This is a genomic window from Monoglobus pectinilyticus (assembly GCF_002874775.1).
GTDB lineage: Bacteria > Bacillota > Clostridia > Monoglobales > Monoglobaceae > Monoglobus > Monoglobus pectinilyticus.
On sequence record NZ_CP020991.1, the window covers coordinates 2,402,443 to 2,428,360 of the forward strand.

At 36.3% G+C, this 25,918-nt stretch carries 18 protein-coding genes and 1 tRNA gene; 14 read left to right on the forward strand and 5 right to left on the reverse strand.

Features of this window, described 5'->3' with window-relative positions; all coding sequences use genetic code 11:
• Window positions 1–194: 194 nt before the first annotated feature.
• Window positions 195–4,862 (forward strand): EAL domain-containing protein, encoded by a 4,668-nt coding sequence (locus tag B9O19_RS10155; protein ID WP_102366303.1) that lies wholly within the window; start codon window positions 195–197, stop codon window positions 4,860–4,862.
• A gap of 67 nt (window positions 4,863–4,929) precedes the next feature.
• Window positions 4,930–6,237, forward strand: a complete 1,308-nt coding sequence (locus B9O19_RS10160; protein WP_102366304.1) for a copper amine oxidase N-terminal domain-containing protein — start codon at window positions 4,930–4,932, stop codon at window positions 6,235–6,237.
• 492 nt (window positions 6,238–6,729) lie between these two features.
• Here the strand turns inward: B9O19_RS10160 and B9O19_RS10165 are convergent, their stop codons facing one another.
• From B9O19_RS10165 to B9O19_RS10175, 3 genes are all read right to left on the reverse strand, one after another.
• A complete protein-coding gene (locus tag B9O19_RS10165) occupies window positions 6,730–8,919 on the reverse strand; it encodes a DNA gyrase/topoisomerase IV subunit A (RefSeq protein ID WP_102366305.1) in 2,190 nt (729 codons plus the stop codon).
• Between the two features lie 20 nt (window positions 8,920–8,939).
• Entirely contained in the window at window positions 8,940–10,919 is a 1,980-nt protein-coding gene (locus tag B9O19_RS10170) for a DNA gyrase/topoisomerase IV subunit B (protein ID WP_102366306.1), read from the reverse strand.
• 132 nt (window positions 10,920–11,051) lie between these two features.
• Window positions 11,052–12,470: a DHHW family protein gene (locus B9O19_RS10175; protein WP_102366307.1), complete on the reverse strand. Its 1,419-nt coding sequence runs from the start codon at window positions 12,468–12,470 to the stop codon at window positions 11,052–11,054.
• A 668-nt stretch (window positions 12,471–13,138) separates the two neighbouring features.
• Between B9O19_RS10175 and B9O19_RS11865 the strand changes: the two genes are divergently transcribed.
• The 12 genes from B9O19_RS11865 to B9O19_RS10230 all read left to right on the forward strand — a co-directional run bounded on the left by B9O19_RS11865 (window position 13,139) and on the right by B9O19_RS10230 (window position 23,922).
• On the forward strand, window positions 13,139–13,306 hold the full coding sequence (locus B9O19_RS11865; protein ID WP_169925274.1) for a hypothetical protein: 168 nt from the start codon (window positions 13,139–13,141) through the stop codon (window positions 13,304–13,306).
• Between the two features lie 217 nt (window positions 13,307–13,523).
• The gene (locus tag B9O19_RS10180) at window positions 13,524–13,703 is read left to right on the forward strand and encodes a ribbon-helix-helix domain-containing protein (RefSeq protein ID WP_102366308.1); all 180 of its coding nucleotides are present in this window, start codon (window positions 13,524–13,526) and stop codon (window positions 13,701–13,703) included.
• 582 nt (window positions 13,704–14,285) lie between these two features.
• Complete coding sequence (locus B9O19_RS10185) at window positions 14,286–15,551, forward strand: phosphohexomutase domain-containing protein (RefSeq protein ID WP_102366309.1); 1,266 nt, start codon at window positions 14,286–14,288, stop codon at window positions 15,549–15,551.
• Between the two features lie 628 nt (window positions 15,552–16,179).
• Window positions 16,180–18,003 carry a ribonuclease J gene (locus B9O19_RS10190; RefSeq protein ID WP_102366664.1) on the forward strand — a complete coding sequence of 608 codons (1,824 nt, stop codon included), beginning with the start codon at window positions 16,180–16,182 and terminating at the stop codon, window positions 18,001–18,003.
• A gap of 271 nt (window positions 18,004–18,274) precedes the next feature.
• Complete coding sequence (locus B9O19_RS10195; protein WP_102366310.1) at window positions 18,275–18,697, forward strand: 6-pyruvoyl trahydropterin synthase family protein; 423 nt, start codon at window positions 18,275–18,277, stop codon at window positions 18,695–18,697.
• A gap of 1 nt (window position 18,698) precedes the next feature.
• Entirely contained in the window at window positions 18,699–19,379 is a 681-nt protein-coding gene (queE, locus tag B9O19_RS10200) for a putative 7-carboxy-7-deazaguanine synthase QueE (RefSeq protein WP_102366311.1), read from the forward strand.
• Between the two features lie 2 nt (window positions 19,380–19,381).
• On the forward strand, window positions 19,382–19,975 hold the full coding sequence (gene folE, locus B9O19_RS10205; protein ID WP_102366312.1) for a GTP cyclohydrolase I FolE: 594 nt from the start codon (window positions 19,382–19,384) through the stop codon (window positions 19,973–19,975).
• 16 nt (window positions 19,976–19,991) lie between these two features.
• Window positions 19,992–20,675 carry a 7-cyano-7-deazaguanine synthase QueC gene (gene queC, locus B9O19_RS10210; protein WP_102366313.1) on the forward strand — a complete coding sequence of 228 codons (684 nt, stop codon included), beginning with the start codon at window positions 19,992–19,994 and terminating at the stop codon, window positions 20,673–20,675.
• A gap of 20 nt (window positions 20,676–20,695) precedes the next feature.
• Window positions 20,696–21,160, forward strand: a complete 465-nt coding sequence (queF, locus tag B9O19_RS10215) for a preQ(1) synthase (RefSeq protein WP_102366665.1) — start codon at window positions 20,696–20,698, stop codon at window positions 21,158–21,160.
• Between the two features lie 147 nt (window positions 21,161–21,307).
• Window positions 21,308–21,496, forward strand: a complete 189-nt coding sequence (locus tag B9O19_RS10220; protein WP_102366314.1) for a hypothetical protein — start codon at window positions 21,308–21,310, stop codon at window positions 21,494–21,496.
• A gap of 176 nt (window positions 21,497–21,672) precedes the next feature.
• Entirely contained in the window at window positions 21,673–21,858 is a 186-nt protein-coding gene (locus B9O19_RS10225; RefSeq protein WP_102366315.1) for a hypothetical protein, read from the forward strand.
• Between the two features lie 462 nt (window positions 21,859–22,320).
• Window positions 22,321–23,922: a xylulokinase gene (locus B9O19_RS10230; RefSeq protein ID WP_102366316.1), complete on the forward strand. Its 1,602-nt coding sequence runs from the start codon at window positions 22,321–22,323 to the stop codon at window positions 23,920–23,922.
• 1,335 nt (window positions 23,923–25,257) lie between these two features.
• Here B9O19_RS10230 and B9O19_RS10235 read toward each other — a convergent pair.
• Both B9O19_RS10235 and B9O19_RS10240 read right to left on the reverse strand, forming a co-directional pair.
• Window positions 25,258–25,332, reverse strand: a tRNA-Gly gene (locus B9O19_RS10235).
• 236 nt (window positions 25,333–25,568) lie between these two features.
• Window positions 25,569–25,829: a hypothetical protein gene (locus tag B9O19_RS10240; RefSeq protein WP_102366317.1), complete on the reverse strand. Its 261-nt coding sequence runs from the start codon at window positions 25,827–25,829 to the stop codon at window positions 25,569–25,571.
• Between the last annotated feature and the right edge of the window lie 89 nt (window positions 25,830–25,918).

The window sequence follows — 25,918 nt, forward strand, 5'->3', positions numbered from 1 at the left end:
TTTTATAAAACCCTCATTATTTCTTTTTATAAAAGAATTTTGAGGGTTTTTATTCGTTAGTCAGATGAAAATTAACAAAATAACCCAACAAATTCTAAAAAAGTCTTGTGCAGTTGTTTTGTTTTATGATATAATTACTAAAATAGAAAGAGTTACAGTTCTATATTGATATGAACTAAGAAGGTGACTTAAAGGTGACAAGTAATAAAAAACGAAAGATTCTTGTAGTTGATGACGTTGAGCAGAACCGTATGATATTATCTGAAATTTTAAAAGATGACTATACTGTTATTGAGGCTGATGACGGTGATGTTTGCCTTAAAAAATTGCGTGAAGATAAAGATATAATCTTAGTGTTGCTTGATATTGTAATGCCAAAAATGGACGGATTTCAGGTTTTAAGAGAGATGTCTAAAGATAAAGAACTACAGCACAAATCCGTAATTATTACAACGGCAGACAGGGCCATAGATGCTGAAATAAGAGCCTTGCGTGATGGAGCTGTGGATTTTCTTGAAAAGCCTTATAATTCTGATATAGTAAAATGCAGAGTGGATAATATCGTGACTCGTATAGTTTTGGAAAGCGAAATTCTTGAAGAAAAGCTTGATTTAGCCAATGAGCGTTTGGCTGCAATGGTAGATCTTATACCTGACGGCATAGCTATATTTGATTACTATGAGTCGGGCAGGGTGGATTTAGGATATTATAATGAATATTTTGCAAATATATTTAATATTACGCGCAGTATAGCTGATACGGAGAAAATATCTTTTGAAAGTTTAAATCAATTATTTGAATTGGACTTAATTTATCCGGGCGACAGGAGTCATCTTGAAGAAAAGGTTAAAAAATGTATTGATGATAGCGGAACTCTTACATGTCAGTTTAGAATTAAAAGGAATGGAGCGTTTAGCTGGGTTCGTATGTCTATGATTACATTTTTGGGTAGTAATGGAGTTTGCCGCTGTCATGTTTTATTCTCTGATATTTCTTCTGAAAAGGATAGAGAAGAACAGATAACCGACGCGCTTAATAAGCTTAGATATGTAACGAGACACGATAAATTAACTCAGATTTATAATAGAGAAACTTTCTGCGCTTCCACAGATAAGCTGCTCAGTGTCAATCCTTCTGTAAAATACTCAATTATTATGTGGGATATAAAAAACTTTAAAGTAATTAATGAGTTGTTTGGCAGCGATAAGGGCGATAAAATTCTTATATTAATAGCTGATACTTTAAAAAGTTTGGTAGGAAACAATGGAATTTACGGAAGAATGGAGTCTGATAAATTTGTTGTTTGTATTCCTGCAAGCCTATGTGATATAAATTCAATAATTAATAAAATGGATATGACGCTCAATAGCGCCAATATTGTTGATTATAATTTGAAAATTTTTGCTGGGATATATAATATCATCAATGATGAGAAAATACCAATAGACCAGATGTGCGACCGTGCCAATATGGCGCTTAAAAGCGCTAAGCGTGATTACGTGAACAGATATTCTTATTATGATTCTGAAATGCGTAAAATGGTTATGGAAGAAGAACTGATATTGAACGATATGGATACTGCTCTTCAAAATCAACAGTTTAAGGTATGCTATCAGCCGATTTTCAGCGTCACCAGCGGAAAGCCAATAGCTGCGGAAGCTTTGGTTAGGTGGATGCATCCTGATAGGGGCGTTATATCACCGCAGAAGTTTATAACAGTTTTTGAAAATAATAAGTTCATTACAAAATTGGACTGGTGTGTTCTTGAAGAGGTTTGCAAATTTCAAAAAAAGCGTCTCGACGCCGGAAAAGTTATGCTGCCTATTTCGGTTAACTTTTCCAGGCTTGATTGTTACAAACCTATGATATGTGAAAATGTTTTGGGGTTAATTGAACAATATGGACTAAGTCCCGATATGATAAAGATAGAGATTACAGAAACCGCCTATACAATGGATAAGGAACAGATAATAGATGTTACCAATAAGTTTAGGAGTTATGGGTTTCAAGTCCTTATGGACGATTTTGGAAGTGGGTATTCATCGCTTAACACTTTAAAAGATGTTAACATAGATATTTTGAAAATTGATAAAAGATTTATTGATGATATTGAAGATTCAGATAAGGCCGGTGCTATTGTTTCGAGTGTTGTTCGAATGGCAAGATTGATTGGCATGGATATTATTGCAGAGGGTGTGGAGACTCAGTATCAGAAAGACTTTCTTAGAGGTATCGGATGTGATACCATACAGGGATATTTTTATTCTAAGCCTTTGTTTGAGAATGAATTTAATGAGGTTATAGATAAATATAGTAAGCTGCCAATTGATAAATGTGTATCTGATATTAGAGCCAATGATTTGAATGTTGAGAGTATTTGGAGCGGAAATAAAGAAGTGGACGCTTTGTTTGGCGGACTCATCGGCGCTATGGGAATGTATGAACTTAATCCAAATGGAGTTCTTGAAATAATACGGGTTAATGACGGATATTATGATTTGTTTGGCTCGTCGCCAGGCAGTGTGTATTCTGATTTGGGTCTAAGTTTCAGCAGACTTGAGGATGAAAGCAAAGACTTGTTGCTGAACGCTTGCAGCAGAGCAAAATATGAAAACCAAATAATAAATGTTGAGCTTAAAAAGTATCATGAAGACGGTCATTTAATGTGGCTGTCATGCAGGGTAAAACATATTGGAAAAAGCGACAACAGAGACTTGTTTTATATATTGATAAATGATATAACAGAACAAAAGATGCGTGATACTTCACGGCAAATTTCTGTTTATGCGGATATGTTTAAATCATTTTTTAATGAAATTTTTGAAATAAATACAATTAATAAAACCGTAACGGTTATGTATACTGATGGCAGAATTGGTTTTGAGACAGGTATGAAGTTTGATATTGATACATTTATGAATTTCTGCAGGTCTAATTTGGCTGATCCTAAAGATTATAGTTCACTTGATAAAAATATAAAGCAGTCTTTTGAAAATGCACCTGTTTTTGTCGATACATATAAGGTTTTAGATATTGATGGTAATGCTAGATGGTATGAATGCAGGGTGCTGAAGGTTAACGGTTCAGATTTAGGCATATACCTTTGTTGTTCAGCAGATATTACTGAAGAGAAAAATATTGCTTTATCAAAAGAAAATATGAGAATAGCCGAGCATGTAAATGAGGAAAAGAAGCGTTTGTTTGCGGTTTTGAGCAGGCTTAATATATGTGTTTTCGAGTTAGATTTGAAAAATGACGTTTTTATTATGGATGAACAGACGGAATATGAATTTAATAACTTTTTCGGTGATATTTGCAGTATAAGCGGATTTGTTAATAAGACTTTTGGAGAAGACAAAAATGCTTTTGATAGCTATTTGTCAAAAGTTAAAAACGGCATATTTGATTCAGGAATAACTGTGAGAATTTTAATGAACTCAGGTGAATATGGCTGGTTTAAATTAGATACTGTGCGCCAAACCGAAAAAGGCGAAGTTAAAAAGATTATCGGCACGATACAAAAGGTAGATGAAAGTCTGACAGACGATATAGGAATCATAAGAGAAAAAGAACAGCTTGTAAGTATGCTGAATTCTATGCAGTTTGGAGTTGGAATTTTTGAGTATGATTCTGATAGTTTGGTACCGAAATTTTATAATAACCGTCTGAGAGAATTGCTTGAAATTTTTGACGGCAGTGTTTATACGTCGTCTCCTTATGTTAATGATTTACTGGTTTATATTTCTAATGTATGCGGCAAATATGTTAATGATAAAAATGGTGTTAATATAAATTTGTCAGAGGAACATGAATATAAATGTAGAGACGGTTCAAAAGCTTATGCAAATCTTAGTATAACTATAATTAGTTTCAGCAAAAATAAAATGGTAGTTTATTGTGTTATAGATGATATAACAAATAGAATTGAGGCGGAAAACAAATTTAAAGAGCAAGGATATGTAAACTCAATTTTGGTTGAGACGTCTGAGTATATAATATTAGATTATAATGCTGTAACTAAAAGTCTTACTATATCCATGCCGGTGCGTGATGGAAAAAGAAAAGAATACGAATACAAAGATATTAACTCTCTCAGTTCGGTAGGGTGGGTGTATCCTGAATATTTGGAATCAATTGATGAATTGCTGTTTAGGGAAAATTATTCTGAAGACAAAAAGGATGACAGCATAGAACTTTTAGCGAATATAGGAGGATGCGGATACAGATGGCACCAAGCTGTTTTTCATTATGTTCCTGACAGTGAGAATAAAATAGTTAGAGTTATCGGCAGAATTTCTGATATACAAATTAAAAAAGAGAGAGAACTTGCCTTGAGCAACGCTTTAAACGAAAGAGAAAAATTGTTGGAAAAAGCCGAGATAGACAGTGTTACGGGACTTCTCAACAGATTAACTACAGAGGAGTGTATTGAAAATAAATTGTCCAAAATAAAATCTGAGAGTGCGTTTGTGGTTTATGATATAGATAACTACGAAGATATAAACGCAGACCTGGGACATATAAAAGCAGAAGATTATTTGAAAAAAGTTGCTTCAGTGTTTGAGGACAGTTTTAGACATGGAGATATTATCGGCAGAATGGATTCGGATGTGTTTGTAGCATTTTTAACTGATGTTAAAGCAAAGGATGGAGTCTATAATAAGGTCGGCAAAACAATGGCAAAAATTTGCTTAGTTTCTGAGGAGTTTGGATTTGGCAAAATGGGCACAGTAAGCGCAGGAATAGCATTTTCTCCGGATAATGGCGTGGACTTTATGACTCTTTATAAAAAAGCTAATATGGCTTTGTGCAAAGCTAAAAAATCAGGAGGCAATTCTTATACAATTTATAGTGAAGTTTAAATGAGCTGAAATTTTTAGTGATTTTGATTAAATAATTGATTAAGAGTTGTCGAGTGGGGATTAGTATATGAAAAAATTATTGTACATAATTTTGATATTATTTTTATTCACTAATGTCATAAATATTTTTATTCCTGTTTTTGCTGAAGAAAGTTCCTCTGCGGAGGTGTCTTTTTGTGACAGGGATGGATGGGTGAGCATGGTTGACGGATACTCCGGCGGGCAGTTTAATTTTAGCAGGCTTCAACAGTATCCCCAGCCGTTTGTTAATGAAAACGGCAGAACGATGTTTCCTATTCTTTATTTTGATGAGATTTTTAGGGATGGTTTAAGTTATGATATTAATGATAATACTATAACGATAACAAGAAATATTCTTGATGTTATAACGACTGTCAGTGTTACTATAGATAGTAATGTTTTAATTAGAAACGGTGAAGAAATCGTTATGGATACCGTGCCAATCAGAATAGGAGAAACGATTTATATTCCGCTGTGGTGGGTTGCTGATTCTCTTGGATATGGCGTTTTATGGAGGGATTATCAAAGTAAATGGTGGCCTGGAGGAATGGTTGAATTTGGACAATTGACATCCATCTTTGTTTATGTCTGGAATGAGGATAAGGATTCTTCACCAAACGGATTAAGGTATTCATATACAATTGGCGAACGGTCTGATGATATGTCTGAAATCAAGGCAAATGCTACGTCAGATTTTGAAGATGTATTTGCTGTTATTAAAAGACTTCCTCAAGGAGCAACAGTTTTAACTACAGCGATTTATGGGCTTGATGGATATAAAGTCCCATATGATATATATAATGGAATAACAAATGCTGTGTTTAATGGAGGCTATAAGGGCGGATATAGTACATATTGTCTCGATGAGATTCCACCGATTATTAATAGTTTGGGTGATTTTACAAATGAATGGTATTCAGAGGAGCTTTCCGCTTTAGGAGAACCGGCGCTGTATGATTCAATCGGTCAAATATATCGTTTTTCATATATTCCTTCATTTTGGAATCCGTTTGTTGTTCGGATAGAAATAAACGATGATGGAACAGCAGATGTGTGCTATAAGTCCGGCAACGGCGTTGCGGGTCCTCACAGCGGCGGGATTTTAAAATCAGAGAGTGCCAAATTAAGCAGAGAAGAAACTAAAGAGTTTCTTGATTTATTAAATGATAAGGATTATTGGAATATGCCAAAAGAAGTTGAGAGATTAGGCTGTGACGGGTATGATGTAGTAATTGAAGGAGTAAAGAACGGTGTATATCATATAGTAAACAGGTGGTGCCCAATGGAAAACGATTCAGCTTTTTACATTGAAAAATATTTTGAAAATTTGGTAAAAGAAAAATTTCCTGAATAAAGTAAAAATAAGTATATTTTAATTTTATGATATCAAATAAAAAATCAGACAATAAAGAGATAAAGCTGTTTGGTAATTTACTTATATACCATGATTTTATGAGAAACTATTATATATTTTTGATAAATATATTAATTACTGCATTGAATAATCACGTTCATTATAATGAATTTGATAAATAGATAGAATGTTAAGTATTTAGTTTGTTTTTATACTTTAATAATATACAGCTATAAGTAAATGAGCGGTAAAATTATTAAATTAAGGGTTTAAGTATGAAATAAGCATCTGATGGCTAAATCTTTCATTAATTTAGATAATATATTTATTGAAGACAAACCAGATAAGAAATAAGATTTATTTTAAATCATTTTGATTAAAATAAATAATATAATTGACAAAAATAAAACCTCTTATAGTATGAACTGCTAAGTTTTTTATAATCTTAGTATCCATATTATAAGAGGTTTTTTGTGACTTTATATTTCAAAGCTATACATCAAAACTGATTTGTTCAATTCCCCGGTCTTGCTCACGGACAGTTGCTCCTACAGCCGGAACTGTCTTGGTTCTGAATCTTTCTATATTTTTCAGTCCTGAATCTGAAGCGGGAACGGCCTTTGACACTATACTGCCCTTTCTGGAACTCATTATGTTAACGCCTTGAGTTGTTCGCGTAGTTTTTAAGGGTATCCTTTCTGTATTTACGGTAATCGCCCTGTCTTTGTCTGAAAATAAAACAATGTCCATTTCGGTTTCGGCCGGAAGATAAAACATCTCAACAAGAGGCGATTTTGAAGAAAATCCGTTGGCAAGTTTTTTTCGGTTAGTTTTTGTTTGATATGACTTCAGCGGAACTCTGGCCGCCTTTCCGTTTTCAAAGAAGAATACCAAATCTCCTGAAAAATCATCGGTTGCGGACATGCCCACAATCTCTTCCTTTTCAGTTAGTCCGACAAGATTGGGTATAAACTCTCCCAGCAAACTTGCTTTGCTGTCGGGGACGTCGTAGGCTTTGATTTTATAAACGTCTCCTGATCTTGCAAAGAATATAATTTCACTGCTGTTCTGAGCTTCAATCTCCTGAATCATAGTATCATCGTCCTTGAGCCGCTGTTCACCGCTGGTGCGGAGTGATACGAGTGAGATTTTCTTTAAATAGCCGTGCTGTGTTCTGAAAAGTTTGACGCTGTAATTATCAATTATTTCTTCTTCGACTATGTCTTTAATCTCATCAGCAGTTATAATTTCAGTTTTTCTGTCGCTTCCATATTTTTTCGCTATTTGTTTCAGCTGTTTTTCAATCAGTTTGTTTATTTTTGTTTTACTTTCAAGGGTGGATTTCAGTTCCTCAAGTTCTTTTTTTAGGGTTTCTATCTCTGCTATCCTTTTTAGAATATAATCTTTATTCAAATTCCTGAGTTTGATTTCAGCCACATATTCTGCCTGAACCTCAGTTATTTTAAAACCCTTCATGAGGTTAGGGATTACCATGCTGTCGTCTTCTGTCTCACGGACAATTTTTATTGCCTTGTCTATATCCAAAAGTATCAGCGAAAGACCTTCAAGCAGGTGCAGTTTTTCACTTTTCTTTTGAATATCAAACGCTATGGCTCTTTTGATACAGCTTCTTCTGAATCTAAGCCATTCGCAAATCATATCGTTAACACCCAAAACAATAGGAGAACCTTCAACAAGAATGTTAAAGTTACAGCCAAAACTATCCTGTAAAGGCGTCATTTTAAAGAGCTTCAGCATTAATTTGTCAGGGTCTACTCCACGTTTTAAGTCAATAGTTATTTTCAGACCTTTGAGGTCGGTTTCGTCACGGATATCAGAGATTTCTTTGACTTTCCCTGACTTAACTAAATCAACTATTTTGTCTATGATTACCTCAACTGTGGTTGTATAAGGTATTTCTTTTATATCAATGCAATTTTGGCTCTTGTCATACTCATATTTTGCTCTGACTTTAAAAGAACCTCGACCGGTGCGGTAAATTTCCTTGAGTTCTGAGCGGTTATAAATCAGTTCTCCGCCTGTCGGGAAGTCGGGAGCCAGCAGTGTGTCAAGTATATCCGCGTCCGGGTCATGCATAAGCATAATAGTAGCCTCGCAAAGCTCACGCAGATTAAAACTGCAAATATTTGAAGCCATGCCCACTGCAATTCCCTGATTTGGATTTGCCAAAATGCTTGGAAATGTGGCCGGAAGCAGGGTAGGTTCTTTCATAGTGCCGTCGTAGTTATCAAAAAAGTCGACGGTATTTTTGTCTAAATCGCCAAATAATTCACTGCATACAGGATTTAACTTTACCTCGGTATATCTCGAAGCGGCGTAGGCCATATCTCTCGAGTAAACACGTCCGAAGTTTCCTTTTGATTTGACAAGCGGCAGCAGTAAAGCGCCGTTGCCGTCAGTAAGACGGACCATGGTTTCATAAATAGCCGAATCACCATGCGGATTCAGCTTCATGGTTTGTCCGACTACGTTTGCGGACTTGGTAAGATTGCCGTTTAAAAGCCCCATTTTATACATAGTATAAAGGAGTTTTCTGTGAGACGGTTTAAGACCGTCAATTTCCGGAATAGCACGTGAAATTATTACGCTCATTGCATAAGGCATATAGTTTTCTTCCAGCGTATCTATTATTTGCTGTTCTTGGATTATGGGTTTTTTCATTTAATATATTCACTCCAGTATTATGATACATCAGCCATTTCGATGTATTGGTGTCCGTTTTCGGCAATGTGTTCTTTTCTGCCGGCAAGATTATCTCCGAGAAGAAGGTCAAATGTTTCCTGAGTTTTTATAACATCGCATGGGGTGACTTTGATTAACCGGCGGGTTTCAGGATTCATGGTGGTCAGCCACATCATATCCGGTTGGTTTTCACCAAGACCTTTGCTTCTTTGAATAGAATATTTTTGTCCTTCAAGTTTTGAAAGAATCTCTGATTTTTCCTGCTCGTTGTAAGCAAAATATGTTTTCTTTTTTGAAGTTATCTCATACAAAGGGGATTCAGCTATATAAACGAAACCTTTTTCAATAAGCGTAGGTACTAACCGGTAAATCATGGTCAGAACCAATGTTCTTATCTGATAGCCGTCAACGTCGGCGTCGGTACAGATTATTACTTTGTTCCATCTAAGATTGTTTAAATCAAAAGAACTTAAATCCTTATTATGTTTTGATTTTATCTCCACTCCGCAGCCCAATACCCTGAGCAGGTCAACAATAACATCGCTGTTAAATATTCTGTCATACTCCGCTTTAAGACAGTTAAGTATCTTTCCTCGAAGAGGAATTATTGCCTGAAATTCGCTGTCTCTGCCAAGCTTACAGGCGCCGAGAGCTGAGTCTCCCTCAACTATATAGACTTCACGTTTTTCAGGATCTTTGCTCCTGCAGTCAACAAATTTTTTAACGCGGTTAGCTACGTCAAGATTGCCGCCTAGCTTCTTTTTTACGTTTATTCTTGTTTTTTCTGCGGTTTCACGGCTTCGTTTATTAACAAGAACCTGATTGCATATTTTGTCAGCGTCCATCTTATTCTCTATAAAATAAATAGCCAGCTGTTCCCTCAAAAATTCTGTCATTGCGTCCTGAATAAACTTGTTGTTTATAGCTTTTTTAGTTTGGTTTTCGTAACTAGTCATAGTGGAGTAAGAGTTAGATACCAATACCAAACTGTCCTGAACATCGCTGTATTGAATTTTGCCCTCGCTTTTATTGTATTTGTTGTTGGCTTTGAGATACTGGTCAATAGCATATACAAAAGCGTTTCTAACAGCCTTGTCCGGCGAGCCGCCGTATTCAAGAAAGCTGGAATTATGATAGTATTCGGTTGTGCTGAACTCGTTGTCAAAACAGAATGCAAAGCTCATTTTTAACTTATACTCAGGGAGGTCCTCCCTGTCTCTTCCGCTGCGTTCGGTTTCTATATAATGAACGCCGGTGAACTCTTTTTCTTCAGTCAGCTCTTTTATATAATCCACTATACCGTTTTCGTATAGAAACTCAAACTCTTCAAATTCTTCTTTGGAAATCTCGTTTTTTAAAACAAATTTAACGCCTGAATTTACAACCGCCTGACGTCTCAGCGTTTCTTTATAAAAGTCCAATGGTATATCAATATCAGTAAATACCTTTATGTCCGGCTTCCAGCGGATTGTAGTTCCTGTGTGGCGGTGTCTGAATTTTGTCTTTTTCATTCCGTCGATATTTTCTCCGGCTTCAAAATGAAGCTCATATTTATATCCGTCTCTGAGAACCTCCACATCCATATATTCGGAGCTGTATTGGGTAGCACAGGCGCCCAGCCCGTTAAGACCCAAACTATACTCATAGTCGCCGCCGGTATTGTTTTTGTATTTTCCGCCGGCATAAAGTTCACAGAAAACAAGTTCCCAGTTATATTTTTTCTCATGTTCATTGTAGTCGACCGGGATTCCGCGGCCGAAATCCTCAACTTCAATTGAGTTATCTAAAAATCTGGTAATTATTATTGTATCACCAAAGCCTTCACGGGCTTCGTCTATAGAGTTAGACAAAATCTCAAACATTGAATGTTCACAGCCGTCAATTCCGTCTGAACCGAATATTACAGCCGGGCGTTTTCTAACTCTGGCAGCGCCTTTTAGGGCCCTGATGCTCTCGTTGTCATATTTTTTAGCGCACATATTATATTCCTCCAAACAATTCGAGTTATTATACCATAAAACGAAATTATTGTAAAGCGGTCAAATATCCAAAAATCCGACACAAAAATAGAACGCCGGCAGAGCGTTCTATTTAATAAAATTCAGTTTATTTTATTCAGTCATAGTTCTGAGAGCGGCTGCTTCAGGGGCATTTGTTACAGATACGGGATAGCTTATTATAAGCAGGTCGGTAAAGTTAGTCAGTTCATAAAACTCATTGATTTTAAATACATTTTCATACTCGTTTGTTCCGCCGTAATTGTTGAATTTTCTGTAATCTACTATGTACACAGTTTCAAAATTATTGAGCGCCCAGGTAGAAAATGCGTTGCCGTATGATTCCTTGATAATCACTAGAGAACGTCCGTTGTTCACATCAGTGTTATACACTTGAAGCGGATAGTCGCCGCCCAGAAAACAGTTGTAATTTTTAAATCCGGGAACAATAGGTTCAACATTAGAAATAAAATCATTCATTTCCATATCATTGAAAGAATAACCTTCATAGCTGACTTTCGGACTGAATAATTGGAGAGCGTTCGGGCTTGACATCAGCATATCATAACCGTCAGTGTCTGCTGTAAAACGGGTGAGCGAACCATAATAATTACTTATTGTTTGTTTGTCAAACGTATAATATGGGTCTATGTCGTCACCAAGCTCATTTATAAATGCTTCATATACATAGTAGGCTCCAAGCTGGGTCCAGTGGTGGTCGGTATGGAAATAAATATTTTCGTCGGCATGATTCATAAGAGGCGATACTGCGTTGATTCCTTTAACATTATCATTCAGCTGTGAATATATTTTTCTGATTGCCGGCGTATAAGATGTTTTGTACTCATCACTTGCGTAAAATTCAGCGGCGGTTGGTACAACAATATTGTATACATTGGCGTTTGGTGCAGAATTTGCAAAAGCATTTATTGTTTTAGCGTACGCTGACCCTTGTTCATCGGAAATGTGTAAGAGTTCCATACCAAAATAGTCCTCATTGTTTTTGTCAAAGATGTCTACATCGTTAAAGTTTCCATTATAATTAGGATATCTGTACTCATCGCTTATTATAGTTTCATTCATTGGGTTTTCCTTCGAGTCAACAAAACCGGTTTGAGTATTTTCGTCCCAGCCGACATAGCTTCCGAACGCTTCTGATATTGCTCTTACCGGCACCAAAGTTCTGTCACCATACATGCGCGCAGGCACGTCCAAAATAATTTCATCATTGTTTTTTAACATGATATTGTTATCTATTGTTATTGACATTGTATCCTCATTCAGAAAAGCACTGGCTGTTTCGGACTTTTCATCCCAATAGACTTCGGCGCCGAGAGCCTCAAAAATCCCTCTCATAGGTACCAATGTACGGTCGTTTTCGCTTGCCGGCGGCTCATCAAATTCGGTTTTTATTCCGTTTACATATACGGAGATATCAGAAATATCAGCGTAAACTATTTGTGTGAGTGTAAGAGGTACGCCTATTAACGCGGTGGTTAAAACAGCCCCTATGATATGTTTTATAAATCTCATATGTAGTCCTCCAATTAATTATTGAAGATATTTTATCATATTTGAATTGAAAATACAAGGCGGATTAAGATTATTAGAATTGGTTTTAGCGCTCGGGTCCGGCGAGCGCAATTGGGCTAGGCTGAATACCAATGAAAGCATCAATTGATATGGAAAAGAAGACAAATTAAAATATAAATATTTTGTATATTAAACATTCCGGTAACTATAATTTTAAGAGTTAGTTTGCTGAGCCAGACCCGGTTCCGCCCGCCGAGCCCGGGCGGCGCAGATATTTACTTTAGCAGCTGATTCCATATAAAGTTGATGTTATTGGTTATTCAGTTTATAAACAGTAAGTTAAAAAATGGTTTTAGCGCTCGGGTCTGGCGAGCGCAACTGGGCTAGGCCGCATACCAATGAAAGTATCAATTTAAAAGGGAAAAGAAGACAATTTAAAATATAAATATTTTAATTTTATGCTAAAATTAATCTGTCAAATCCAATTTTATTAGATAAAGAAGAGTTATTTGTATGGGGTTAGAAAAATCCGAATTATATAATTGTGCCTGCTTTATAGCCAAATTTCAGCAGTTAAGAAAATTTCTTGAAATATAAGAAAAATAACTTGACTTTTGACGGTCTATAATATATAATATATTTGACGGTCATAAAAGGAGGTGAATTGTTTGACCAAAAAGCTGGGTCGTCCCACTGATAATCCAAAGCCGCATAAACTAACCGTGCGTCTTGATGATAGAGGTCTTGAGATTCTAGATAACTATTGCAGAAAAAATAATATTACTCGTATGGAAGGAATTCGGCAAGGGATTTATAAGTTAGATGACGAAAAATAAGGTGGAAGCGACACCCAAATTCAAAAAGACTGCCGCTTCCAAAATGCCAGCTATCAAAAATAGAGACATAAATAATTATAGCATTTATGTTGAAGTTTTTCAAGAAAATTATTAAAAGGTGTTTAGTTGATACTTTTATTAAGTAGATAGGTTTTTTCTTGATTTTTGTAGCCACATAATGTAGAATAGTTTTACATTAATAAAGAGGAGGTGAATTATGGCTGCTAAGAAACTGGGTCGTCCTACTGACAGCCTAAAGGATAAGGAAATAAGAGTTCGGGCTAATCCTGAAACAATCAGAAAGCTTGAAGAGTGCAGTAAAAGATTGAATACAAGTAAGTCTGATATAGTTAGAAGAGGGATTGATAAAATGTATGATGACCTTGATAAAAATTAAATCGGAAGCGGCGCAGCATCGTGAAAACATACACCGCCCCCAAAGCGCGCAGCTGTCTGAAAGACAGTTACACAAAAATATTATAACATTTATGTCAAGGTTTTTCAAGGGCTGCTGATTCCATATAAAGTTGATGTTTTGGTTATTCTGTTTATAAACAGTAAGTCAAAAAAATGGTTTGAGCGCTCGGGTCTGGCGAGCGCAATTGGGCTAGGCTGCATACCAATGAAAGTATCAACTGATATGGAAAAGAAGACAATTTAAAATGTAAATATTTTGTATATTAAACATTCCGGCAACTATAATTCTAGCAGTTAGTTTGCTGAGCCAGGTCCGGTTCCGCCCGCCGGGCCCGGGCGGCGCAGATATTTACTTTAAAATATATAGACTTCCTCAAAATATTGGCAGCTTTAGGTATGTTTTAGAATTTAGAAATAATATTATAACTCGCCGCGTCTGAATAAAAAGACGCGGCGTTTTTGTGTTTAAAACAAAAATATTTATGGTATAGTTACCTAATTTATGCAGAATAATATTATTAACAAATATGAAGCGTGATTAATTTAGGAAGGAATGAGATACATGGAATATTTAAGCGAATGGACAGTATCTCCTGAGAGGTGGCTCAGGCTTGGATATATTTTGGGCGCGTCAGAAAACGGCGGAAGAATAAGCATAAGCAGCGACGAGGAGGATTTATCTAAACTTGCCGCAGACACAATCAAAATAGGCGTTAAATACGCAGGCTCAAAAGTGTATAATTTTGGGGAACAAAATTTGCCTATAATGCGCCATGCCGTCAGGTTTTATAAGACCGGCTTAGGAATTTTTGTCAATACAATTAAGGGCGATAACGGAAATGTGTTAAACGTGGATTTGTTAGATAACCGCGGTATTAAAGTGCCGCTCGAAAATTTAGTTAAGCGTGAAGAGTTAGCCAAAGCTGAAAGTCTTGTCACTTCTGATATTACTATGGGAACGGTTGGGCAAGAGGTAACCTTATTTGAGTTTAAAACGCATTATATGAGACATATTATCAACAGTATAAAAAGTGGTACGTTTAATATGAATATATGTCTTTCAACAAAATCAAAGACTATTTCAGAAATTTTGAAGGTCGTTCTTGATGACCTATACTCAAAAATAGAGCCTGAGGCGCTGGAAAAGTATGAGTTCAGCGGTATAATAAGTGAAAACGGGGAGCAGATTAATTTATATAAATCAGATGGCACAGAACTTTCCAGAGAGCAAATTCTATCTGTAATGATTTATGTTTTGCTCAGAGACAGTTCGATAAGAACCTTTGTGGTGCCGGACAGTATATCAGAGTATACCGAAACGGCGATTCTGAGGCTTGGCGGAAATGTGATAAGGGTGTCGGGCGGCGACTCGGAGATAATGGAAAAAATAATTTCCAGCGGCAGCAGCGAACAAATGCTGATGCAGTTTGACGGAATATATGCGGCAGTAAAAATTTTGGATTTTCTGAATAGATACGATATTAGTTTTGACAGTCTGACAATGCATTTGCCGCAGATTTTTAAAGCCGAGGCAGAGGTTGCCTGCGGCGACGAAAAACAAATGGAAAATATAATAAAATCTTTAAAAAGACAGTTTAAGAATAATGCAACTATATTGGGCGATAGTGACACAGACGATGAAAAAGGAAGTGATAATAACAAAAAAAGTGAAGGAATTAAGATTGAAAGCAATGGAACTGTAACTATTGTTTTCCCGGGAAGCGGAAATAATATATTAAAAATTATTTCCGAGTCCGAATCTATGGAAACGGCGGAAGAAATATCAACGCTGTTTAAAAATAAAATAAAAACACTTGCAAAGAGCTGAACGGTATGTTATAATGAACACGATTTGTGAGACAGGCGCTTGCTTGTTTCACCGTACGGAACCTTGCCCGGTTATTGCCGGGCGCTTTATTATATGACAGATTTTTGCATGTCCTAAGATTCCGCGTCTGTGTTTCGCTGTCAACGGTCGATATTTAATGGCTGCGAATAAGTTTAAGGCGTTTGTATCTTGGATTACGCCGAATCGGGTCAATTTTAAAAAGTCAAAATCTTTTCATTAAGCCTGCAGGCGGAACGGATATGGTTGCATTGCAGCGGAAAAGTTTTGATTCGGAATGGTTTTGATTGCAGATTTGAATACAAATGACTGAAATAGTAGTGTTTCAGGGACTTGGTTTATGTCTTGAGTATTTTATACTGAGAATTTTTTAGTTTTGATAAAATATATAGGGTATATTTTTTGTATTGTATTTTAGTTTGTAACAGCTGTTTTGGCTTTAGATTTTCTGTAGGGCGTAATGTGTGTTAAAACCTTTGTCTGTGCAGGAATTTGTTGTTATATTATCCGGAACGAATCGAATAAAAGTTATTACAGGAGGAAAATTTTGAAGAATAATAATGATACACGACAGAACAACAATAAGCAAGCTCAGAACGTCGCTAACAAGATGGCGCATAAGGTCGTGGATAAGATAGCTAAAATCAGCGGTGTTAATGAGAAAACAAACAACAATAATAATCGAAATAAAAATAATAATAGTAACGGTAAAAACGGAAACAGAAACAGCAATGGAGGAAACAGAAAGAATAATACGCCGAAACATACAGATAAACCAATCCGTATTATACCTCTCGGCGGACTGAATGAAATCGGCAAAAACTTAACTGTTTTTGAGTATGAGGACGACGCTTTGATACTGGACTGCGGTATGGCGTTTCCTGACGATGATATGCTTGGTGTTGATATTGTTATTCCTGACATAACATATCTTCATAAAATCGCGGATAGGATTCGCGGCATAGTTTTGACGCATGGTCATGAGGACCATATCGGAGCTTTGCCTTATGTTTTAAAAGAATTTTCAGTTCCGGTTTACGGAACCAGGCTTACTCTCGGTATTTTAAAAAATAAGCTCAAAGAACATGGTATACTGAATCAGGTAAAGCTTAACACGATTAATGCAGGAGACAAAGTGAAGCTTGGAGCATTTACGGCTGAATTTATTCATACAAACCACTCAATAGCCGACGCGGTAGCAATCGCGCTTCATACGCCTACAGGTATAATACTCCACACCGGCGATTTTAAAATAGATTCAACTCCTATAGACAGCGATATGATTGACTTGGCACGTTTCGGCGAGCTGGGTAAGGAAGGTGTGTTAGCGTTATTGTCTGACAGCACAAATGCTGACAGGCCCGGAGTAACATTTAGTGAAAAGTCAATCGGAAAAACCTTTGACAATCTGTTTGAAAAAGGCGAGCAGAACAAGCAGAGGATAATCGTAGCCACGTTTGCATCCAATGTACATAGGGTGCAGCAGATTATTAATTCCGCGGTCAAGTATAACCGTAAGGTCGCTGTGTCAGGACGGAGCATGGAAAACGTAATATCGGCGGCAATAGAGCTTGAATATATGCACGTGCCTGAAAATACACTGATTGGTTTAGACGAGATAAACAAGTATCCTAAAGAACAGCTTGTTGTTATAACGACAGGTAGTCAGGGAGAGTCAATGGCTGCTCTGACAAGAATGGCGTTTACCAGTCACAAAAAGATTAATATTGAACCGAATGATTTAGTTATCATTTCTGCAAGTCCTATACCTGGAAATGAAAAGTCTGTAGCCAATGTTGTGAACGAGCTTTTAAAGCAGGGAGCAGAGGTTATATATGAAAAACAGGCTGACGTCCATGTTTCTGGGCACGCTTGCCAGGAAGAGCTCAAAATGATATTGTCTTTGGTTAAGCCGAAATATTTTATTCCTGTTCACGGAGAGTACCGTCATCTTTGCAAGCATAAAGGTCTTGCTGTTCACACGGGTATAGACCCTAAAAATATATTTGTTATGGACTTGGGTAATGTTTTAGAATTGTCGCGCTCATCTGCAAAGATAGTGGGTTCTGTGCCGTCAGGCAAAGTTTTGGTTGACGGATTGGGTGTGGGCGACGTTGGCAATATCGTTCTTCGTGACAGAAAGCATTTGGCTGAAGACGGTATAATTATAGTGGTAATGACAATAGAAAAAGAGAGCGGCGAGTGTGTTTCAGGACCTGATATAATATCAAGAGGTTTTGTTTATGTTCGGGAATCTGAAGACTTAATGGAAGAGATTAAGAAACAGACAACTTCTGTTGTTGAAAATTGTTTATCAGGCCACAGTTTTGACTGGACTACTCTGAAAACAAGAGTAAAAAATGATGTCGGCAACTATCTATATGTCAAAACAAAACGCAGACCGATGATTCTTCCGATAATTATGGAAGTATAGAATATTTGATATGTAAAGTTTTGCGTATTAGCCCTTGACTTATTTGGACTCATATAGTACAATGAAAATTGATGTATAAGAACTATATGTCAGACAGTTCATTAGTACCATCCTGTCTAAAAATAAAACTAGGGCGAGTTTTGAATATTACGTAAATCTGTGCATATTAACATAAAATTTTAATTGCATTGTTTCGTCAATAAACAAAAGACGCTCTGTCAGAGCGTCTTTTATTATTATAAATTATTTAAATAAAAAAGGAGATTCGGATATGTATACAGTTTCGTGTGAAACGCATTTTGATTCAGCACATTTTCTATTAGGTTATAAAGGCGGGTGTAAAAACATTCATGGCCACAGATGGGTTGTCAGCGCGTCTGTCAGCAGTGAAACCCTGATAGAGGAAGGCGGAAACCGAGGCATGGTTATAGACTTTAATGAAGTAAAGCCTGTTTTAAATGAACTCGTAGAATGTTTTGACCACAGACTTGTTGTTGAGAGAGATACGCTTCGCAGTACGACTATGCTTATGCTTGAGGAAGAAGAGTTTGAGGTTGCAGAGGTTGATTTCAGACCTACGGTTGAAAATTTTTCTAAGTATTTTTATGATGAATTAAAAAAGCGCGGCGTTCCTGTATCCAAAGTAAGAGTTTATGAAACTCCGGAATCTTATGCCGAATACTGTGAGGACTAGTATGAATCATGACAGCCAGGCGTTTAAAGTATGCGAGAAGTTTGTAAGTATAAACGGTGAGGGAATTAAAGCCGGACAGCTTTCTGTTTTTGTAAGGTTTAAGGGCTGCAATCTTGACTGTTCGTATTGTGATACTAAGTGGGCAAATGAAAAAGACGCGGATTTTGAGTCTATGTCTACAGACGAGATAGTTAAGTATGTTGTTGAAACCTCTGTACAGAACGTTACATTGACAGGCGGCGAGCCTCTTATACAGCCCGGTATATCCGGGCTGATAAAAAACTTGAAGGAAAACGATCTTAATGTTGAGATTGAAACAAACGGCGCGGTTAACTTGAAGCCGTTTTGTTCTGACGAAACGCGTCCCGATTGTTTTACAATGGATTATAAACTCCCCTCGAGCGGTATGGAAGACAGTATGCTGACTGATAATTTTTTTTATTTGAAAGACAGTGACTGTGTTAAGTTTGTGGCCGGTTCTGAAAATGATTTAGAAAAAGCTCTCAAAATTATACATGAATATGATTTGACAAACCGCTGTCATGTTTATATCAGTCCTGTATTTGGGAGTATAGAACCTGTCAGGATTGTTGAGTTTATGATAGAAAATGTTTTAAATAATGTAAATTTGCAGATTCAGATGCATAAGGTTATCTGGAATCCGGAAGAAAGGGGAGTATAAATTTGGCTGAGAATAAGAAAATTGACACAAAAGCCATTGAGGAGCATATCAGAGGAATTTTGACGGCTTTGGGAGACGACCCAAACCGTGAAGGTCTTGCTGATACTCCAAAGCGTGTGGCTAAAATGTATGCCGAAGTTTTTGACGGTATGAATTATACTAACCATGAGATAGCACAGATGTTTAATAAAACATTTGAGGATGATCCGGATTCATATCATAACTCAAACGATATTGTTGTGGTTAAAAATATTGAGGTTTTTAGTTTTTGCGAGCATCATATGGCGCTTATGTATGACATGAATGTGTCGGTGGCGTATATTCCAAACGGCAGAGTTATAGGTCTGAGCAAAATAGCCAGGATAGCTGATATGGTGGCAAAAAGACTGCAGCTGCAGGAGCGTATAGGTTCTGATATCGCTGAAATTATGCAGGAGATTACAGGCAGTGACGATGTGGCTGTAATAATTGAAGCCAGCCATAGCTGTATGACAGCGCGCGGAATTCAAAAGCCTTCGGCAAAAACCAGAACACGTACTATGAGAGGAAAGTTTGAGAGTGACACGAGTTTAGTCACTCAGCTTATGGGAGAGTAGAGTAGGAGACGATAAAATGGATAACAAAAAAGCTTTGGTGCTTTTCAGCGGAGGGGTTGACAGCACTACAGCGCTTGCAATGGCTGTGAAAAAGTATGGCGCTGATAAGACTGCGGCGCTTTCTATTTCGTATGGGCAAAAGCATTCAAAAGAAATAGAAGCGGCGCGTAAAATTGCCGATTATTATGGTACAGAATTACTAGAGCTGGACCTTTCAAAAATGTTTGAATACAGCAGCTGTTCGCTTCTAAAGCAGAATGAGGATGCTGATATTCCTAAAGAAAGTTACGAAGAACAGCTGAAAGATACTGACGGCGAGCCGGTATCAACATATGTACCGTTTAGAAACGGTCTTTTTTTAGCGTCTGCTGCAAGCATAGCGCTATCGCTGGAGGCTGAGATAATTTATTATGGAGCGCATAGCGACGACGCGGCGGGAAGCGCTTATCCGGACTGCAGTAAAGTGTTTAATGACGCTATGAATACTGCAATATATGAAGGCAGCGGACATAAAATAAAGATATTGGCGCCTTTTGTGGAATGGAATAAGAAGCAAGTTGTTGCTGAGGGCGTGAAATTGGGAGTGCCGTACGAAATGACGTGGAGCTGTTACGAGGGCGGAGATGAGCCGTGCGGTGAGTGCGGAACCTGCCGTGACAGAAGAGAAGCATTTTTGGCTAACGGTCTTGATATAAAATAGAGGTGATAGATTTGGAGAATATTCAAAGAGAGCAGGAAGGTTTGACTTTGCTGGGAAATCAGAAAACGGTATATAAAGCAGATTATGCTCCTGAGGTTCTTGAAACATTCGAGAACAAGCATAGAGATAATGATTATTGGGTAAGATTCAACTGCCCCGAGTTTACTTCGCTTTGCCCTATAACAGGTCAGCCGGATTTTGCGGAAATTATTATTTCCTATGTTCCTGATGTAAGAATGGTTGAAAGCAAGTCTCTTAAATTATATTTGTTTAGTTTTCGTAACCACGGTGATTTTCATGAGGACTGCGTTAACAAAATAATGAAGGATTTGATTGAGCTGATGGACCCTAAATATATAGAAGTATTTGGCAGGTTCACGCCGAGAGGCGGAATCTCAATTCATCCATATGCAAACTACGGTAGACCCGGAACAAAATGGGAACAAGTGGCTTTTGAACGGCTTACACACAGAGAAATAGTATAAGAAAGTTTTTAATTTTCTGTTGTGGAAATTGAATTCAGTATTATAATGTATAATAGTATAAGAGTTTATTAGATACCGTTTTTAAAAAGATTTTTTCTTGTTATGCGGGATATTTGATATGAGAATAAAAGTTTATGAGGTTACAATATGAATGAAATATATGCTTATCATATTGTTACAGATAGACCTATGGAGAAAGGTCAGCATATTATTTTCAATGATGTTAATTATAGCGGCGTTTATAAAAGAGTAAATGATAAAATTCAAATTGTGAATGATATTTATTTACATCCTGAAAATATGATGCGGATATTCTTGAATATCATAAGAAAATAGCAATGAGAGAATTAGCATTAGAAAAAGTGCGTAAAGATCTTTATTCTGATTATCCATCCAGGTTGAGCTGTTAATATGTTTCGAACAGTATAGAAGAATTTGAAAAATGAGCGGAGCTGTTTATTGACTTAAATATACCAACTTATTTTATTGTTAAACTGAAAATAATAGGAAACATGTTTGTAGGCGATGCCAATAATTGTTTTGAAGCAACTTTATATAAAGACAAAAATTTATTGCTTGCAAAACGGTACTGGAACAACTGTCCTAATGAGGATGGTGTTCCTTCAGTAAAGGAAATATTAGTAAATGGTGATATTAAGGTTATTGAAATTATAAGAGAAATAAATGCAAATGTATAATTATAGTTTAAAGCGGAGCCATAGTTTCCGTTAATAAAAAATTTTCCAAGCTTTTTTAGTTTGATGATAGGTATATAAGAATAATATCGTTATTATTTGATAGCGAATCCGGATTTTTTATTATTAGTAAAAGAGTTAAAATATACTAATAATATTGAAGTGTCAAATGTCTTAACTAGCGTGCGTTTTAATAAAATATAATTATACTTAGTCTTTACGTATTGAAATCGGCAGTTATATGTATAACAATGAAAAAATCAAGTTTCAGAACTTTTGATTTTTAAGAATAGATTATATTATTGCATATATGAATATTATGACGGCTTTTTAAAGCCGTTTTTATTGTGCTTAACTTATAGTCAAAAATTTTGAAAATTAAAGTCAAAAACCATAACATCACTATTGTTTAAATTTTATATCAATGGTATAATTATCCTAATAATTATTAATAAGGAGATAAAAATGGATACTGTAGAAACAAAAAATTTTATTGAATCCGGGCAGGCGATTCTTGGAATTGAGTTTGGTTCGACAAGAATAAAAGCAGTTCTGATTAACCGTAATCATATACCAATCGCTTCAGGCGCACATGACTGGGAAAACAGATTGGAAAATGGAATTTGGACGTATACTCTTGATGATATTTGGTCCGGGGTTCAGAAATGCTATGCTGATATGTGTGATGATGTTTATAAAAAATATGGCGCGAAGGTTGAAAATCTTTCTGCTATAGGTATAAGCGCCATGATGCACGGGTATATGGCGTTTGATAAAAATGATGAACTTTTGGTGCCATTCCGTACCTGGAGAAACACTATCACCGCTGATGCGGCAAGCCGTTTGACAGAACTGTTTAATTTCAATATTCCCCAAAGATGGAGTATTGCTCATTTGTATCGGGCGATTCTTAATGGAGAGGAACATGTAAATAGTATAAACTACCTCACAACCCTGGCCGGTTATGTTCACTTTGCGCTGACAGGTGAACGTGTTATTGGTATCGGAGACGCATCGGGAATTTTCCCTGTTAATTCTGAAACTAAGGATTATAATTCAGACATGATTAATAGTTTTGATAAAGTGATTTCTGAATATAATTTTAGCTGGAAGCTGTCAGATATTTTGCCTAAAGTATTGGTTGCCGGTGAAGAGGCTGGAGTATTGACCGAAAAGGGAGCCGGAATGCTTGACCCGACAGGTGCTCTGAAACCCGGAGCTCGATTCTGTCCGCCGGAGGGTGACGCAGGAACCGGGATGACTGCGACAAACAGTGTTGCGAAACGTACCGGAAATGTTTCCGCAGGAACATCTGTGTTTGCGATGGTTGTTCTTGAGAAAGAATTGTCTAAAGTATATTCTGAAATTGACCTTGTTACAACCCCGTCAGGCGAGACGGTCGGTATGATTCACTGCAATAACTGCACTTCTGATATAAACGCCTGGGTAAATATGTTTAAAGAGTTTTTGACGGCTATGGGATTTAATGCAGATATGTCCATGCTTTATAAAACGTTCTTTGAGGCGGCTTTAAAGGGAGAGCCGGATTGCGGCGGACTGCTTGCGTATAACTATTTTTCGGGCGAGCATATAACAGGATTTGAAGAGGGTAGACCTATTCTTGCCAGAACTCCTGAAAGTAAATTCAGTTTTAACAATTTTGCTCGGGTTTGTTTATATTCTGCGTTAGCTACATTAAAAATTGGATTGGATATAATGCTGAACGGAGAGGGCGTGAAGCTTGAAAAAATGCTTGGTCATGGCGGATTCTTTAAAACTCCTGAGGTAGGACAGAGAATTATGGGTGCTGCGATTGATGTGCCTGTAACAGTAATGTCGACAGCGGGAGAAGGAGGAGCATGGGGGATAGCTTTGCTTGCAGCGTATGTAATAGAGAGAAAAGATAACGAAAGTCTTGATATGTACTTGGATGAAAAGGTATTCGGGACAGATGCCGGCACTACCATTGAACCACGAGAAGAAGATGTTTTAGGGTTTAATAAATTTATTGACCGATATAAAAAAGGTATATCTATTGAGAAAACAGCAGTTGAAAGTTTAAATTAAATATTGATATAAATACATTTTTAGTAAAAATAATATACTAAATATTTTGATTTGTTTTATAAATATAGAAATAAGCTGTCTATTATTGGACCAACCTCAAAAAGTTAGATTAAAAGTCTGATAATTGATAGGCCGGCTAATATTTGACAGCTTATTTTTATTAATATATAAAGTAAATAATAGCGGAAAGTCAGCTGAAAACCGGACGGAAAAATTAAAGGTGTTTTTAGTGAACATCGGTAGGCTTGTGTTAACAAGCGCGTTAGGTGAGCTACCATCTGAACACGCAGTGTTCAATATATAAATATTATATATTTTTTTACTTATTAAAAACACTATCTATTTACTTTGTATATGACCCCATATAAAAAATTTATTATTACATAATAATGGTGTTTGAACCATTTCTTTTTATTTGAGTATTCATAATAATGACATTGCAGGTTATAGCAAAATATGACCATATGTATAACACACACTTTCTTTGAAAGTGTGGTCACACTCGCAAGAAAAAGAGACGCTTCACCTGTGACCACACCTGAAAGGTGTGTGTAATACAAAGTTACTTGTTTTGAATAACCTACGATGTCAATAATATGAATACTCAAATAAAAGAAAAAGTGCTTGCTCGCTTAGGTCGCCTAACGGCTCCAAAGGGCGCTCGCCCCCGCTCATTTCATCATGAAGCCACGCTTCATGGTGAAAAAAGCCCTACTACTTTCCCGTTGACTTTGTGAACTTCCGTGAAAAAAGATATTCCGAGTTCTTATTTTAATTAATTAAAAAAGTTGGTTTTTCAATTTAATTTAACACAAAAAAACAGGGTTTTAGTGAGCTTCGGTAGGCTTATTGTGACCGCACCTGTAGGGTGCGTGTGAGCAAAATTAGTTTGTTTTGATTAACCTACAATGTCATTAAATTACTTAGTTGTGATGTGTGTTAACAAGCGCGTTAGGTGAGCTACCATCTGAACACGCAGTGTTCAATATATAAAGTAAATATTTATTAAAATTTACTTTGTATATGCCCCCATATAAAAAAATTTTTTATTATATAATAATGTATTTGAATCATTTAATTATTACACTAAAAAAGCGCGTTTTTCAGTGAACTTCGGTAGGTGTATCTGTGACCCCACTGAAGGTAGGAGTCACAGACATAGAAGGATAATCAAAACAAGTCACTGTATATTAGCAGACAGAGTCTTATTCTGTTGCATTTTTTATAAATGGAAGACCCTTTTGGAAAAGCTGAATAATTACGTTCAAGTAGTTTTTGTTATATTTTATTTAAATAAAATAAGCTGTCCTAAATGGACAGCTTATTTTTAAAATTTGGAGCGGAAGACGAGATTCGAACTCGCGACGTTCACCTTGGCAAGGTGACGCTCTACCACTGAGCCACTCCCGCATATATACACTTTTTAATGCTTAAATATTATAACATGAAGTCAGTTATCTGTCAATACCTTTTACAATTTTTTATTATATTTTATTTACGTAAAATTATTTTATACTAAAATTATAGTTCTAACGATGAAACTGATTATAAATATTTTAATTAAAATTTTATTAAAAAGTCTATTGAAAACAAGTCAGTAAAAAATCAGCGGCTCCGTAAAGAGCCGTTGGATGTGAATAGTAATTTTAACCGCCGAACAATCCTTTTACCTTATCAATTATGCCTTCAGCTTGATTTTCCAAATTTTCTACAACGCTTCCGTTAGGGTCAAGCTTTGCCTTCACCATGTCAGCTATATTTTTTAATTGTTCGTCCGGCAAATCAATTCCGATAAGACCTTCTATTGTTTTGATTGGGTCGGATTTAAAGTTGTCCATCAATCCATCATCAGATTGAAGTTTTTCAACGGCTTCTTTGACTTTGTCCATAATTTCTGCGATTTCCATAATTAAACCTCCTTAAAATTTAAATAAACTGCTTTTAAATATATTTTAAATAAAATGTATGAAAATGTCAATATAAAATTGTATATTTA